The sequence below is a fragment of the Sphaerotilus hippei genome (genome assembly GCF_003201595.1).
GTDB classification, from domain to species: domain Bacteria; phylum Pseudomonadota; class Gammaproteobacteria; order Burkholderiales; family Burkholderiaceae_C; genus Sphaerotilus; species Sphaerotilus hippei.
The window spans coordinates 104,986-118,267 of sequence record NZ_QJJS01000006.1 but is presented as its reverse complement, the minus strand read 5'-3'; the positions used below and the strand labels follow the sequence as shown (position 1 = coordinate 118,267).

The following is a 13,282-nucleotide window of genomic DNA, read 5'->3' as shown; positions in this document are numbered from 1 at the left end:
CCTCCCGGGGGTTCTGCGGCATGATCACGTCCCGATCCGCCTCGCCGCCTCACTGCATGAAACTTGCCACCTGGAACGTCAATTCGCTGTCCGTGCGCCTGCCCCAGCTGCTCGACTGGCTCGCCCAGCAGCAGCCCGACGCGCTCGTGCTGCAGGAAACCAAGCTCACCGACGACAAGTTTCCCGTGGCCGCACTGGAAGAAGCCGGCTATCGCTGTGCCTGGTTCGGCCAGAAGACCTACAACGGCGTCGCACTGCTGGCCCGCGAAACGCCGACGCAGATCGTGTGCAACATTCCCGGTCTGGAGGATCCCCAGGCCCGGGTCATCACCGGCACGGTCGGCGGGATCCGGGTGGTCGGCGCCTACTTTCCCAACGGTCAGGCCCCCGAATCCGAAAAATTCGCTTACAAGATGCGCTGGCTGGAGGCGTTGCAGTCCTGGCTGCGCACCGAACTGGCGCAGCACCCGCGGCTGGTGCTGATGGGCGACTTCAACATCGCCCCGGAGGACCGCGACGTGCACGACCCGGTGGCCTGGGCCGGCCAGATCCACTGCACCCCCGAGGAACGGGCCCATTTCCAGGCCCTGGCCGCACTGGGGCTGCACGACGCCTTCCGCCTGTTCGAGCAGCCCCCGCGCAGCTGGAGCTGGTGGGACTACCGCAACCTGGCCTTCCGCAAGAACCAGGGCCTGCGCATCGACCACATCCTGGTCAGCGAGGCGCTGCGGGCCGGCGTCACCGCCTGCGGCATCGACAAGGCCCCGCGCCGCAACGAGCGGCCGAGCGACCACGCGCCCGTGCTGGTCGAGCTGGGCTGAGGCCGCACGCCCGACCCGCGCCCGCATACCACGGCAGGCATGTGCGCGTGGGGGGCATGGACAAGCGCAACTGGGGGATCATGCCGACATGAACTCCCTGTTTTCACCCCTCACCCTCGGCCCGCTGACGCTGGCCAACCGCATCGTCATGGCCCCGCTGACGCGCAACCGCGCGCCCCAGGGCCAACCCGGCGACCTGATGGTCGAGTACTACCGCCAGCGCGCCAACCCGGCCACCGGCGCGGGGCTGATCATCACCGAGGCCAGCCAGATCAGCCCGACGGGCCAGGGTTACCTCGACACGCCCGGCATCCACAGCGCCGAGCAGGTCGCCGGCTGGAGGAAGATCACCGACGCGGTGCACGCCGAGGGCGGACGCATCGTGATCCAGCTGTGGCACGTGGGCCGCATCTCGCACCGCTCGCTGCTGCCCGGGGGCGCCGCCCCGGTGTCCTCCACCGCGCGGGTGGCCGAAGGCGCGATGACCTTCACCGCCGAGGGTTTCGTGCCCACCTCGGCGCCGCGGGCGCTGGACACCGAGGAGATCCCGGCACTGGTGGACAGCTATCGCCAGGCGGCCCGCCATGCGATCGATGCCGGCTTCGACGGCGTGGAGGTGCACGCGGCCAACGGCTACCTGATCGAGCAGTTCCTGCGCGACAGCATCAACGACCGCACCGACGCCTACGGCGGCCCGATCGAGCACCGCCTGCGCCTGCTGCGCGAGGTGATGGACGCGGTCTGCGGCGAGATCGGTGTCGCCCGCACCGCCATCCGCCTGAGCCCGGTGATGCAGGGCAACGCGGCCGGCCTGGACAGCGACCCGCAGGCGCTGTTCGAGGCGGTGGCCGCCGCCCTGCCCGCCGGCCTGCTCTACGTGCACGTGATCGAAGGCCAGACGGGCGGCCCGCGCGACAACGCCCCGTTCGACTACGCCGCGATGCGCGCCCGGCTCCCGTCCGGCACGCCGTGGATGCTCAACAACGGCTACGACCTCGACCTGGCCGTGCGCACGGTGGCCGACGGACAGGCCGATCTTGTGGCATTTGGCCGCCCTTTCATCGCCAATCCGGACCTCGGCTGGCGCCTGAAGCATGAAAAGGCGCTCAACGAACTCGACCGTGCCACACTCTACGGCGGTGGCGCGACCGGTTACACCGATTACCCGGTCGCGGCACCTGCGAGGTAGGCAGCCGGCGTGCAGGTCTGAGCCGGATGCCCCACCTGTCCGGCCCCCGTGGCCTCTGTGCCTGCGACGGTCCCCCCGGACCGCTGTCGGGACACACCACCACCGAGACCGCATGCAAGCCTCCTTGCTCCGTCACTCCCCCGCCACGCTGGCGACCCTGGCCGTGGCCACCGCCGCGCTGCTCACCGCCTGCGGCTCGGCGCCCCCGCGTGGCGCTTCGGGCGCCAGCCGCCCGTCCGCCTCGGTGCCGCCGGTCACGCCGCGCTACACCGACCGGGACGGCCCGCCGGTCAACCCGCCGGCCGGCTTGGCCGACACGCCCGATCCGCAACCGGTCATCGAGCCGGTGCGCGTCGGCGGGCCGAACAAGCCCTACGAGATCGCCGGGCAGACCTATGTGCCCACCCGCGTGGACCTGCCGGTGATCCAGCGTGGCCTGGCCTCCTGGTACGGCACCAAGTTCCACGGCAAGCGCACGGCCAGCGGCGAGGTCTACAACATGTACGCGATGACGGCCGCGCACCCGACGCTGCCCATCCCCAGCTACGCCCGCGTGCGCAACCTGTCCAACGGCCGCGAGGTGATCGTGCGCATCAACGACCGGGGGCCGTTCCACAGCAATCGCATCATCGACCTGTCCTACACCGCCGCCCTCAAGCTCGACCTGCTGAAGGGCGTGAAGACGGTCGAGCTCGAGCGCATCACGCACGAGGCCATCCGCAACGCCCAGTGGCAAGGGCAAGGCGGCGGCCAGCGCATGGCGCAGTCTCCGGACGAGGCCGAGTCGATCGAGCCGGTGATCACGGCGCCCGCCCAGCCCGGCCGCGACCAGGGGCGCCCGCCGATCGAGACCGACCTGCGCCCGGCCGCGGGCGAGGAGCGTGTCAGCGCGGTCGCGCCCAGTCCGGCCCCCGCGGCCGAGGCCGTCCGGCGCCCGACGGCGCCACGGCCCGAGCGCAGCGTGAACGCACGGACCCACGCGGCGGCGGCCACGACCGGCGCGGCCACGGTGAGCGCCGCCACGCCACCGCCGCCCCCGAAGGCGGTCGCCGCACCGGTCGCGCTGCCGGTCGCAGCCCTGGCCGAACTGCTGCCTGCGCCGACGGCCCGCGCCCTGCCGGCCGAGCGGGCCGGCACGACGGCCGCGCGCGGCTGGTGGCTGCAGCTGGGGGCCTTCAACAACCACGAGGGGGCTGCGAAGTTCCACCGCCAGGTCGCCGACGTGGTGCACTGGCTCGACCCGCTGATGACGCTGTTCAAGGACCAGTCGCTGCACAAGCTGCAGGCCGGCCCCTTCGGCAGCCGGGACGAGGCACAGCGTTTTTCCGCCCGCCTGCGCGAGGCGATCCAGCTCTCGCCGGTGCTGGTGGAGCGGCGCTGAGGCCCGCCCCGGGGCCGTCAGCCCACCACCACCGGCTCGGGTTCGAGCCGGATGCCGAAGCGGCCGTAGACACTCTCCTGGATCGCCCGGGCCAGCGTCACCACCTCGGCCCCCCGGGCCTCGCCGCGGTTGACCAGCACCAGCGCCTGCCGGTCGTAGACGCCGGCCCCGCCGACCGTCTTGCCCTTCCAGCCGCAGGCGTCGATCAGCCAGCCGGCGGCGAGCTTGAAGTTGCCGTCGTCCATCGGGTAGTGCACCAGGTGGGGATCGCGGGCGATGATGTCGCGGCACTGCTCGGGCGTGACCACCGGATTCTTGAAGAAGCTGCCGGCGTTGCCGATCACGGCCGGATCGGGCAGCTTGGCGCGCCGCACCGCGCAGACCCAGTCGAAGATCTGCCGGGCGTCGGGCTCGGCGATGCCGGTCTCGTCCATCTTGCGCTGCAGGTCGACGTAGCCCAGCATCGGCTGCCAGGGCCGCGGCAGGCGCAGGCGCACGCGGGTGATGACGCTCTTGCCCGCCAGGGCCTGCTTGAAGACGCTGTCGCGGTAGCCGAAGCGGCAGGCCTGGGCGTCCAGCGTGACGGTGCGCCCGGTGACGAGGTCGACCGCGTCGAGCGACTCGAAGCGGTCCTTCAGCTCCAGCCCGTAGGCGCCGATGTTCTGCACCGGCGCGGCCCCGACCGTGCCGGGGATCAGCGCCAGGTTCTCCAGCCCGGGCAGGCCCTGCTCGATGGTCCAGGCCACCAGACCATGCCAGGACTCGCCAGCCCCGGCTTCGACGATGATCGCGTCTTCGCGCTGCTCGAGCACGCGGCGGCCCATGATCTCGATCTTCAGCACGCAGGCGGTCACGTCGCGCACCAGCACGATGTTGCTGCCCCCGCCCAGGATGAACTTGGGCGCCCGGCCGAACTCGGGGTGATCGACGACGCGGCGCACGTCGGCCGGCGCCTCGATGCGGATCAGCGTGTGCGCCACCGCAGGCAGCGCGAAGGTGTTGAAAGATTTGAGGCTGACGCCGGTCTCGATTTGCATGGCAGAATTTTCCGCCATTCCGCCCCCTTTTCCCTGAGAGAAAAACATGCCCAGCTTTGACGTCGCCCTCGAACCCGACATGGTCAAGATCAACAACGGTGTCAGCACCGCCATCAAGGAAATCGGCACGCGCTTCGACTTCAAGGGCACCAGCGCGAGCCTGGAGCTGAAGGAAAAGGAGAAGGAGATCCACCTGGTCGGCGACAGCGACTTCCAGATCGACCAGATCTACGAGGTGCTGGTCAGCAAGCTGACCAAGCAGGGCGTGACCATCAACTTCTTCACCAAGGGCGAGAAGCTCGAGAAGATGGGCGGCGACAAGCTGCGCCGCGTCGACAAGATCAAGGACGGCATCGAGGCCGAGCTGGCCAAGAAGATCACCGGCGCGGTGAAGAACAGCAAGCTCAAGGTGCAGGCCAGCATCCAGGGCAACGAGGTGCGCGTGACCGGCAAGAACCGCGACGACCTGCAGCTGGCCATCGCGATGCTGCGCAAGGAATTCCCCGAGCAGCCGCTGACGCAGAAGAACTTCCGCGACTGAGCGGGCCCCCCGGCCCGGGCGGGCCGCTCAGTCCGCCCGGAAGATCTGCACCGAACGCACCAGCACCAGCGCCTGGCCTTCCAGCGCCCGGCACGACTGTGCCGCCTGCTCGGCCAGCGTCGCGTTGTGCTGGGTGGCCTCGTCGAGCTGGCGCACGGCCAGGTTGACCTGGCCGATGCCCTCGTTCTGCTGGCGGGCGGCCCGGCTGACGGCCTCCAGGCGCTCGGCCACGCCACGGGCCTCCTGCACCACCTCGGCGATGCGCCGAGCCACGCCGTCGACCCGATCGGCCCCCTGGCGCACCTCGCCGGTGGACATGCCGATCAGCTGGCCGATCTCGCGCACCGCATCGCGGCTGCGCTGGGCCAGCGTGCGCACGTCCCCCGCCACGACCCCGAAGCCTCGTCCCTGATCACCGGCGCGGGCCGCCTCGACCGCCGCGTTGAGCGCCAGCAGGTGGGTCTGGCTGGCGATCTGCTCGATCGTCTCGACGATCTCGTTCATGCGCAGCGACGACTTGCGGATGGTGTGCATCATCGCCGTCACCTCCTCCATCGTCGCGCCGCCTTCGGCCGCCCGCTGGCTGGCGTGGCGGCTCTGCTCGCTCAGCTCGTGGGTGCTGTGCGCGGCGTCCTCGACCGTGCCGGCGATCTGCTGCAGGGCCGCGGCGGTCTGCTCCAGGCTGGCGGCCTGGGCGTCGGCGTGGGCGGCCATCTGCCGGCTGCCACGCGCCAGCGACTCGGTCGCCCCGCGCATCATGCCGACCTCCGCGCGCACCTCCGAGACGATCGCGCGCATGTTCAGGTTGATCAGGTCGAGCCGGCGCAGCAGCGAGCCCAGCGGGCTGGTCGGGTCGTAGTCCAGCCGCATCGAGAGCCGGCAGCTGGCCACCTGGGCGGCCATCGTGTCGGCCAGGCGCAGCGGCCGGGCCACCTGGACCTCGAACCAGGTCATCAGCGCGACGATCACCGGCAGGCCCAGCCACAGGCCGGCGGTCGCGCTCATCCAGGGCGCGGGCTGGATGCCGGCCCAGGCCCAGTACAGCCCCGGCAGCACGGTGGCCAGCGCGAGCAGCACCATCGCCGCGCTCATGCGCTGGACGAGCGAGAGGCGCCAGATGCGGTGGGGCCAGTCGCGCCAGCCGGTGCGGCGCAGCCGCCCGGCATGCAGGCGCCAGCGCGGCGACGGGCGATGGCGCTCCTCGGCCAGGCGGGCGTGCAGGGTCTCGGCCGCGGCGATCTGCGCCCGGTCGGGCGCCAGGCGCACCGACATGTAGCCCACGGGCCGTCCCCCTTCCAGCACCGGGGTCACATGGGCCAGCACCCAGTAGTGGTCACCGTTGCGGCAGCGGTTCTTGACCACGCCGGTCCAGGGCCGGCCCCGTCCGATCGTCGACCACAGGTCGCGGAAGGCCTCGGGCGACATGTCCGGATGGCGGATCAGGTGGTGGGGCTGGCCGATCAGCTCATCGTAGGCGTACCCGCTGACCGTCACGAACTCCCGGTTGCAATGGGTGATGCGACCCTGCAGATCGGTCGTGGACACCAGCATCCAGCGGGCATCGTAGACATGCTCACGGTCGGTGACGGGGCGGGGCGGAGCGGCGGAAGGGGCCATGGCATCTCGGAAGGGAAGGACGGGAGAGGTGGTGTCGGTTGGTACCGATCGTTCGTTCGTGCGTTTCTATCAGTTCAGGCTCGTCGATCGATGCCGATACCCGCCCCGGTGCTTGATGCAGAACAAACCCCGTCGCGAAGCCCCCCAGGGCTGCGACATGCTCCACACTAGTGCCCCCGCTGAACCCTGAAACACGTCCCCGTTCATCCCCATGTCCAAGAAAAACAAGGCCCAGGCGCGCCGCGCGCAGACGATCTCCGAACTCTGCGTCGAGGACATCCTCTTCAACCTCGGTTTCGGCACCCGCCACGAATGCCGCGGCCTGTCTCTGTCGGGTGCGGTGCGCCGCGACGGCCAGCTGCTCGACGACCCGTTCGACCAGATTCCGCTGGAGGGGCTGGTGCTCAACATCGAGGGGGTCGACTGGCCGGTGCGCGAGCATGCGCTGCTGATGCTGCACAAGCCCGCGGGCTTCGAGTGCTCGCAGAAGCCCAAGGTCTGGCCCAGCGTGCTGAGCCTGCTGCCCGCGCCGCTGCGCCGCCGCGGGGTGCAGCCGGTGGGCCGGCTCGACCAGGACACCACCGGCGTGCTGCTGCTGACCGACGACGGTGCGCTAATCCACCGCCTGACCCATCCGCGCAAGCACGTGAACAAGGTCTACGACGTGCGCTGCGCCCGGCCGGTGACCGAGGAGCAGATCCGCAAGCTGCTCGCCGGGGTGGTGCTGGTCGACGATCCGAGCGTCGTGGTGCCGGCGGCCTGCACGCAGGTCGATGAATTCAGCCTGCAGCTCACGCTGACCGAAGGCAAGTACCACCAGGTCAAGCGCATGCTCGCCGCGGTGGGCAACCATGTGGAGCAGCTGCACCGCAGCGCCTTCGGCCCGGTGACGGTGCCCGAGGACTGCGCGCCGGGCCAGTGGCGCTGGGTCGACCCCGCCCTCTTCGACACCGCGCCGCCCGCCGCCACGGCCGCCGAGGCCGAGGTGCAGCCGTGAGCGGCGCCCCTCCGCGCCTGCCTGCCGACGCGCAGGCCCGCCTGCAGCAGCTGATGGCACCGTCGCCCGGCCGCTCGCCACGCCGCCTGCTCGGCCTGGTCGGGGCCCCCGGGGCCGGCAAGTCGACCGTCGCCGAGGCCATCGCCGCCGCGCTGGGCGAGCAGGCCCGGGTCGTACCGATGGACGGCTACCACCTGGCGCAGGCCGAGCTCGAGCGCCTGGGCCGGGCCGGACGCAAGGGCGCGCCGGACACCTTCGACAGCGACGGCTACGTCGCGCTGCTGCGCCGGCTGCGCACGCAGACCGGGGACGAGCGGGTCTACGCCCCCGAATTCCGTCGCGAGATCGAGGAGCCGGTGGCCGGCGCGATCGGCGTGCACGGCGACACGCCGCTGATCGTCACCGAAGGCAACTACCTGCTGCTCGAGCAGGGCCCGTGGCAGCAGGTGGCCGGGCTGCTCGACGAGGTCTGGTACGTCGACGTGGACGAGACCGCCCGCCGCGAACGCCTGAAGGCCCGCCACATGCGCTACGGCCGCAGCGAGCAGCAGGCGCTCGACTGGATGGCGCAGACCGACGACCCCAACGCCCGGCTGATCGCGGCCGGACGGGCGCGTGCGCACTGGATCCTGAGCTGGGACTGAAGGCATCGCCCCGGCGGTCGATAATCCCGCCATGCAAGTGTTTCGTGGACATCACCACCCCGGCCTGGCCCGGGCCTGCGCGCTGACGATCGGCAACTTCGACGGCGTGCACCGGGGTCATCAGGCCATGCTGGCCCTGCTGATCAACGAGGCACGCCACCGCGGCCTGCCCAGCTGCGTGCTGACCTTCGAACCGCACCCGCGCGACTTCTTCGCCGCCCGTGCGGGCACGCCGGAGAAGGCGCCCTCGCGCATCGCGACGCTGCGCGACAAGCTGCAGGAGCTCGACCGCTGCGGGGTCGACCAGGTGGTGCTGATGCGCTTCGACCAGCGCCTGGCCGGCCAGCCGCCCGAGGCCTTCATCGACGAGGTGCTGGTGCAGGGCCTGGGCGCACGTTACGTGCTGGTCGGTGACGACTTCCGCTTCGGTGCCCGGCGTGCCGGCGACTACACGATGCTGGACGCGGCCGGCACGCGCAAGGGCTTCGACGTCGCCCGCATGATGAGCTACGAGGTGCACGGCCTGCGGGTGTCCAGCTCCGCGACGCGCGAGGCGCTGGCCGCCGGCGACATGGCGCGGGCGGCCGAGCTGCTGGGCCGCCCCTACAGCATCAGCGGCCACGTGATCCACGGCCGCAAGCTCGGTCGGGACCTCGGCTTCCGCACGATGAACCTGCGCTTTGCCCACCCCCGGCCCGCCGCACAGGGCATCTTCGTCGTGCAGGTGCGTGGCCTGGGCGGCCCGGACGCGCGCCCGCTGCAGGCCGTGGCCAGCCTGGGCGTGCGACCGACGGTGGAAGACGCCGGCCGGGTGCTGCTGGAGGTGCATGCGCTGCAATGGCCGGCCGACCTGCCCCTCGACGGGGGCTACGGCGAGGTGGTCAGCGTCGAGCTGCTGCACAAGCTGCACGACGAACGCCGCTACCCGTCGCTCGAGGCGCTCCAGGACGGCATCGCCCGGGACGTGCTCGACGCGCGGGCCTGGTTCGAGGCGCGCCGCCCGGCCTGACGCGGCCGGCGGGCGACGCGCCTCAGGCGACGCGCCGCCCGGCGGCCGAGCGGGCCACCTGCTCGCACACGGCCAGCGTCTCGACGGCCACGTCGTCCCAGCTGCGGTTCATCGCCGCGGCGATGGCGCCATGGTCCCACACGCCGTCGAGCGCCCGGCGCAGGCCGTCGGCCAGCGCGGCGGCGTCACGGGGCGGGATCAGCACGCCGTTGCGCGCGTTCAGGATCTCGCGGGTGCCGCCGACGTCGGTGGCCACCACCGGCCGGCCGCAGGCCACCCCCTCGACCACCACGTTCGGATACCCCTCGCTCCAGCTGGGCAGCGTCAGCACGTCGGCGGCATTGATCCACTCGGCCACCTGCTCGGGCGGCAGGCCGCCCGGGAAGTGGACCCGGTGGCGCAGCCCGGTGGACTCCAGCAGCCCGGTGAGCTCGTCCTTCATCACGCCATCGCCCACCAGCGCGAGGCTGAGGTCGGGGTCGCTCGCGGCCAGTGTCGCGAACGCGCTCACCAGCTCGCGCATGCCCTTGGCCTCGACGAAGCGGCCGACGTAGACGATCAGCTTCTCGCGCGGCCCGACGCCCCACTTGAGCCGCATCGCGGCGCCATCCATCGGCCGGAAGACCTGGGTGTTGAAGCCGTTGACGATGGTGTGCACCCGCTCGGGGGCCGCGTCGAACTCGCGGATCGTGTACTGGCGCATCGCCTCGCTGACCGTCAGCAGCGCGTCGACGCCGGCGATGGTGCGCCGGGTCATCGTCTGGTTGACGCCCGAGCGCACGTGGATGTCCGAGCCGAGCGCGCCGACCACGCAGGGCACGCCCAGCGCCCGGGCGGTGCGCAAGGCGGCGAATCCGTCCGGATAGACCCAGTAGGCCAGCACCAGGTCGGGCCGGAAACGGCGCACGCGCGGGGTCAGCGACCAGCTGGCGATGTGGCCGTTCCAGCCCCGGCTGAGCACCGGCACGCCGCTGTAGCGGAAATGCTCGACGTCGCAGCCGTCGAGCGTGTAGTCGGCGCCGACCTCGCCATAGAGGTAGCTGCGCGGGCGCAGCCCGGGCAGCCGCGGGTACTGCATGGTCTGAAAGAAGGTGCGCACGGTGGCCAGTCGACCGAGCGAGCGCGCCGTCTCGTGGATGTAGCGGCCACGGGTCTGGTCGTGGGCCACCGGCAGCATCGGGGTGACGAGGGCGATACGCAGCATGGGGGATGGGGCAGGCACGGGTTCTTATCGACCTGCCGATTGTGGCCGGAAAGCGCGCAAGCGCAACAAGACGTAACAAATGCCGCCGGGCTTCAGTCCCCGCCGCTGCCGCATCCACCGTCGCCCGCGCCGCCCCCGTCACCGCCCTCGTCCCCGGCATCCTGCGCTTCGTCCTGCCCGTCCCCGGCCTGCTGGCGCCGCGCCAGCGCCTGCTGGTAGAGCTGCTTGCGCGAGACGCCGCTGGCCTGGGCGGCCAGGTCGGTGGCCTGGCGCAGCGGCAGCGCCGCCAGCAGGGTCTCGAGCAGGCGGTCGAGCGGCACGGACTGCGCCAGCAGCGTGGTCTCGGCCGCCGGTGCGCCATGCAGCACCAGCACGAACTCGCCACGCCGGCGGTCGGCGTCCTCGGCCAGCCAGGCCGGCAGCTGCGCGGCCACCACCGTGTGGATGGACTCGAACTGCTTGGTCAGCTCGCGGCAGACGGTCACCTGCCGCCCCGGCAGCACCTCGGCCAGCGCCGCACCCAGCGCCTCGATGCGATGGGGCGCCTCGAACAGCACGCAGCTGGCGGTCTCGCCGGCCAGCGCCTGCAGCGCGGCCGCGCGGGCCTGCGCCTTGGGCGACAGGAAACCGACAAAACGGAAGCCGCTGGCCTGCACGTCACCGGCCGCGCTCAGCGCCGTGACCACGGCGCTGGCGCCCGGCAGGGGCAGCACGCGGTGACCGGCCGCACGCACGGCCGCGACCAGCCGCGCGCCCGGATCGGACACGGCCGGGGTGCCGGCATCGCTGACGTAGGCCACCCGCTCGCCGCGCACCAGCCGGTCGATCACGCCCAGCGCCGCACGCTCCTCGTTGTGCTCGTGCACCGACAGCAGCGGCTTGTGCAGGCCCAGGCGCTGCAGCAGGCCGCCGCTGACGCGGGTGTCCTCGCAGGCCACGGCGTCGGCCAGCGCCAGCACGTGGATGGCCCGCAGGCTGAGGTCGGCGAGGTTGCCGATCGGGGTGGCCACGACATACAGTGTGCCGGCGGGATGCTGCTGCCCGCCGGCGGCCTGGGCGGCCGCCTGCAGCAGCAGGGGAGAAACAAGAGTGTCCAGGCTCACAGGCAAGGCGGGCGAGATCGCCCCTCGGTTGAAGCAGTCGGCGGAAGAACAGGACGCCGCCCGCCGGGAGCGGGGCAGCGCCGCGGAAGCACGCGCCCTGCAGCATCTGCTGAGCCAGGGCCTGCGGCTGGTGGAGCGCAATTATCGGGTCGCGGCCGGCCCCAGCCGGCGGGCCGGCGAAATCGACCTGATCATGCGCGACCGCGACGGCACGCTGGTCTTCGTCGAGGTGCGCAGCCGGCTCAGCCGGTCGCAGGGCGGCGCGGCCGCCAGCGTCACGCACGCCAAGCGGCAGCGGCTGGTCTATGCCGCCCAGCGCTACCTGCTGCGCCTGCCCGGCGAATGGCCCCCCTGCCGCTTCGACGTCGTCGCGATCGACGGGGGTGAGCTGCAGTGGCTGAGCGCCGCCTTCGACGCCTGAACCGGGCTCGCCCGACCGGCCAGGCACCACGCCAGAAACGGTGCGGGCGCTGACATATCATTGGCCCATGCTGCAGCAACGCATCCAACAACAGTTCTTCGACAGCGCCGACCTCAAGTACGCCGCGGCCGAGACCCTCACCCGACCCATTGCCGACGCGGTGAACGCCATCCTCGGCTGCATCACCTCGGGCGGCAAGGTGCTCGCCTGCGGCAATGGCGGCTCCGCGGGCGACGCTCAGCACTTCGCGGCCGAGTTCGTCGGCCGCTTCGAGCGCGAGCGCCCGGGCCTGGCAGCGATCTCGCTGTCGACCGACACGTCGATCATCACCGCGGTCGCCAACGACTACGCCTTCGACCAGATCTTCTCCAAGCAGGTGCAGGCGCTGGGCCACCCCGGCGACGTGCTGCTGGCCATCAGCACCAGCGGCAACTCGTCCAACGTGCTGGCGGCCATCGAGGTCGCGCACGACAAGGAGATGATCGTGGTCGCGCTGACCGGCAAGGGCGGCGGCAAGATCGGCCAGGCGCTCAAGGAGACCGACGTGCACATCTGCGTGCCCCATGCCCGCACGGCACGCATCCAGGAAGTCCACCTGCTGGCCATCCACTGCCTGTGCGACGGCATCGATGTCCAGCTGCTCGGAGAACAGGAAGACGAATGACGCTTTCACGCCTGCACCGCACCACCCTGCCCCGCCTGGCCGCCGCCGCGCTGGTGGCCGCCACGCTGGGCAGCGGCCTCGCCGGCTGCGCGCCGCTGATCATCGGCGGGGCCGCGCTGGGCGGGGCCATGCTGGCCACCGACCGCCGCACCTCGGGCAGCCAGCTCGACGACCAGACCATCGAGCTCAAGGCCGGCAGCCGCATCCGCGAGCTGGTGGGTGCGCGTGAACACGTCAACGTGCAGAGCTACAACAAGGTGGTGCTGCTGACCGGCGAGGTGCACAACGACGCCGACCGCAAGGCCATCGACGAGTCGATCCGCAAGATCGACGGGGTCAAGGACGTGTTCAACGAGACCGTGATCGGCTGGCCCAGCTCGCTGGGCGAGCGCTCGAAGGACGAGTTGCTGCGCAGCAAGGTGGCCACGCGGCTGCTGGGCTCCAAGGAGCTGGCGGCCAACATCTTCACCGTGGTCTGCGAGCGCAACGTGATCTATCTGATGGGCCGGGTGACCGAGCGCGAGGCGGGCATCGCCACCAACCTCGCCCGCGAGGTCGAAGGGGTGGAGAAGGTCGTGCGCGTGCTGGAGATCGCCACCGAGGACCAGATCGGCGTCAGGAAGCCGGGGATCTGATCCCCGGCAGCGGGCCGCG

14 protein-coding genes are annotated in these 13,282 nt (G+C 71.5%); 10 read left to right on the top strand and 4 right to left on the bottom strand.

Annotation, left to right across the window (positions count from 1 at the left end; genetic code table 11):
• The first annotated feature begins 56 nt into the window (after nt 1-56).
• From xth to C7444_RS20880, 3 genes are all read left to right on the top strand, one after another.
• A complete protein-coding gene (gene xth, locus C7444_RS08520) occupies nt 57-821 on the top strand; it encodes an exodeoxyribonuclease III (RefSeq protein ID WP_110400420.1) in 765 nt (254 codons plus the stop codon).
• An 88-nt stretch (nt 822-909) separates the two neighbouring features.
• Nucleotides 910-2,010 carry an alkene reductase gene (locus C7444_RS08515; RefSeq protein WP_110400419.1) on the top strand — a complete coding sequence of 367 codons (1,101 nt, stop codon included), beginning with the start codon at nt 910-912 and terminating at the stop codon, nt 2,008-2,010.
• Between the two features lie 124 nt (nt 2,011-2,134).
• Nucleotides 2,135-3,391: a septal ring lytic transglycosylase RlpA family protein gene (locus C7444_RS20880; protein ID WP_170130681.1), complete on the top strand. Its 1,257-nt coding sequence runs from the start codon at nt 2,135-2,137 to the stop codon at nt 3,389-3,391.
• Between the two features lie 17 nt (nt 3,392-3,408).
• On the opposite strand, the gene murB is transcribed toward C7444_RS20880, so the two are convergent.
• Nucleotides 3,409-4,428: a UDP-N-acetylmuramate dehydrogenase gene (gene murB, locus C7444_RS08505; protein ID WP_110400417.1), complete on the bottom strand. Its 1,020-nt coding sequence runs from the start codon at nt 4,426-4,428 to the stop codon at nt 3,409-3,411.
• A gap of 46 nt (nt 4,429-4,474) precedes the next feature.
• Between murB and C7444_RS08500 the strand changes: the two genes are divergently transcribed.
• Nucleotides 4,475-4,969: a YajQ family cyclic di-GMP-binding protein gene (locus C7444_RS08500; RefSeq protein WP_110400416.1), complete on the top strand. Its 495-nt coding sequence runs from the start codon at nt 4,475-4,477 to the stop codon at nt 4,967-4,969.
• A gap of 27 nt (nt 4,970-4,996) precedes the next feature.
• Here the strand turns inward: C7444_RS08500 and C7444_RS08495 are convergent, their stop codons facing one another.
• A complete protein-coding gene (locus C7444_RS08495; protein ID WP_245909464.1) occupies nt 4,997-6,586 on the bottom strand; it encodes a methyl-accepting chemotaxis protein in 1,590 nt (529 codons plus the stop codon).
• A 211-nt stretch (nt 6,587-6,797) separates the two neighbouring features.
• Between C7444_RS08495 and C7444_RS08490 the strand changes: the two genes are divergently transcribed.
• From C7444_RS08490 to C7444_RS08480, 3 genes are read left to right on the top strand one after another with little or no spacing between them, the layout of a single operon-like run.
• Nucleotides 6,798-7,583 carry a 16S rRNA pseudouridine(516) synthase gene (locus C7444_RS08490; RefSeq protein WP_110400415.1) on the top strand — a complete coding sequence of 262 codons (786 nt, stop codon included), beginning with the start codon at nt 6,798-6,800 and terminating at the stop codon, nt 7,581-7,583.
• 53 nt (nt 7,584-7,636) lie between these two features.
• Entirely contained in the window at nt 7,637-8,227 is a 591-nt protein-coding gene (locus C7444_RS08485; RefSeq protein WP_110400518.1) for a nucleoside/nucleotide kinase family protein, read from the top strand.
• A gap of 31 nt (nt 8,228-8,258) precedes the next feature.
• Nucleotides 8,259-9,236 (top strand): bifunctional riboflavin kinase/FAD synthetase, encoded by a 978-nt coding sequence (locus C7444_RS08480; RefSeq protein ID WP_110400414.1) that lies wholly within the window; start codon nt 8,259-8,261, stop codon nt 9,234-9,236.
• A 22-nt stretch (nt 9,237-9,258) separates the two neighbouring features.
• On the opposite strand, the gene C7444_RS08475 is transcribed toward C7444_RS08480, so the two are convergent.
• The gene (locus C7444_RS08475) at nt 9,259-10,440 is read right to left on the bottom strand and encodes a glycosyltransferase (RefSeq protein WP_110400413.1); all 1,182 of its coding nucleotides are present in this window, start codon (nt 10,438-10,440) and stop codon (nt 9,259-9,261) included.
• 92 nt (nt 10,441-10,532) lie between these two features.
• Entirely contained in the window at nt 10,533-11,543 is a 1,011-nt protein-coding gene (gene rsmI / locus C7444_RS08470) for a 16S rRNA (cytidine(1402)-2'-O)-methyltransferase (protein ID WP_375136920.1), read from the bottom strand.
• Between the two features lie 28 nt (nt 11,544-11,571).
• Between rsmI and C7444_RS08465 the strand changes: the two genes are divergently transcribed.
• The 3 genes from C7444_RS08465 to C7444_RS08455 all read left to right on the top strand — a co-directional run bounded on the left by C7444_RS08465 (nt 11,572) and on the right by C7444_RS08455 (nt 13,263).
• A complete protein-coding gene (locus tag C7444_RS08465; protein WP_245909475.1) occupies nt 11,572-11,964 on the top strand; it encodes a YraN family protein in 393 nt (130 codons plus the stop codon).
• A 67-nt stretch (nt 11,965-12,031) separates the two neighbouring features.
• Nucleotides 12,032-12,628, top strand: coding sequence for a phosphoheptose isomerase (locus C7444_RS08460; RefSeq protein ID WP_110400412.1), 597 nt, complete (start codon nt 12,032-12,034; stop codon nt 12,626-12,628).
• Complete coding sequence (locus tag C7444_RS08455) at nt 12,625-13,263, top strand: BON domain-containing protein (protein WP_110400411.1); 639 nt, start codon at nt 12,625-12,627, stop codon at nt 13,261-13,263. Before C7444_RS08460 ends, C7444_RS08455 begins: the two co-directional genes overlap by 4 nt.
• The last annotated feature ends 19 nt before the right edge of the window (nt 13,264-13,282 follow it).

Excerpts from the sequence above, each read along its gene's own strand:
- xth (WP_110400420.1), top strand. The coding sequence starts at position 57 with ATGAAACTTGCCACCTGGAACGTCAATTCGCTGTCCGTGCGCCTGCCC.
- C7444_RS08515 (WP_110400419.1), top strand. The coding sequence starts at position 910 with ATGAACTCCCTGTTTTCACCCCTCACCCTCGGCCCGCTGACGCTGGCC.
- murB (WP_110400417.1), bottom strand. The coding sequence starts at position 4,428 with ATGCAAATCGAGACCGGCGTCAGCCTCAAATCTTTCAACACCTTCGCG.
- C7444_RS08500 (WP_110400416.1), top strand. The coding sequence starts at position 4,475 with ATGCCCAGCTTTGACGTCGCCCTCGAACCCGACATGGTCAAGATCAAC.
- C7444_RS08495 (WP_245909464.1), bottom strand. The coding sequence starts at position 6,586 with ATGGCCCCTTCCGCCGCTCCGCCCCGCCCCGTCACCGACCGTGAGCAT.
- C7444_RS08490 (WP_110400415.1), top strand. The coding sequence starts at position 6,798 with ATGTCCAAGAAAAACAAGGCCCAGGCGCGCCGCGCGCAGACGATCTCC.
- C7444_RS08485 (WP_110400518.1), top strand. The coding sequence starts at position 7,637 with ATGGCACCGTCGCCCGGCCGCTCGCCACGCCGCCTGCTCGGCCTGGTC.
- C7444_RS08480 (WP_110400414.1), top strand. The coding sequence starts at position 8,259 with ATGCAAGTGTTTCGTGGACATCACCACCCCGGCCTGGCCCGGGCCTGC.
- C7444_RS08475 (WP_110400413.1), bottom strand. The coding sequence starts at position 10,440 with ATGCTGCGTATCGCCCTCGTCACCCCGATGCTGCCGGTGGCCCACGAC.
- C7444_RS08460 (WP_110400412.1), top strand. The coding sequence starts at position 12,032 with ATGCTGCAGCAACGCATCCAACAACAGTTCTTCGACAGCGCCGACCTC.
- C7444_RS08455 (WP_110400411.1), top strand. The coding sequence starts at position 12,625 with ATGACGCTTTCACGCCTGCACCGCACCACCCTGCCCCGCCTGGCCGCC.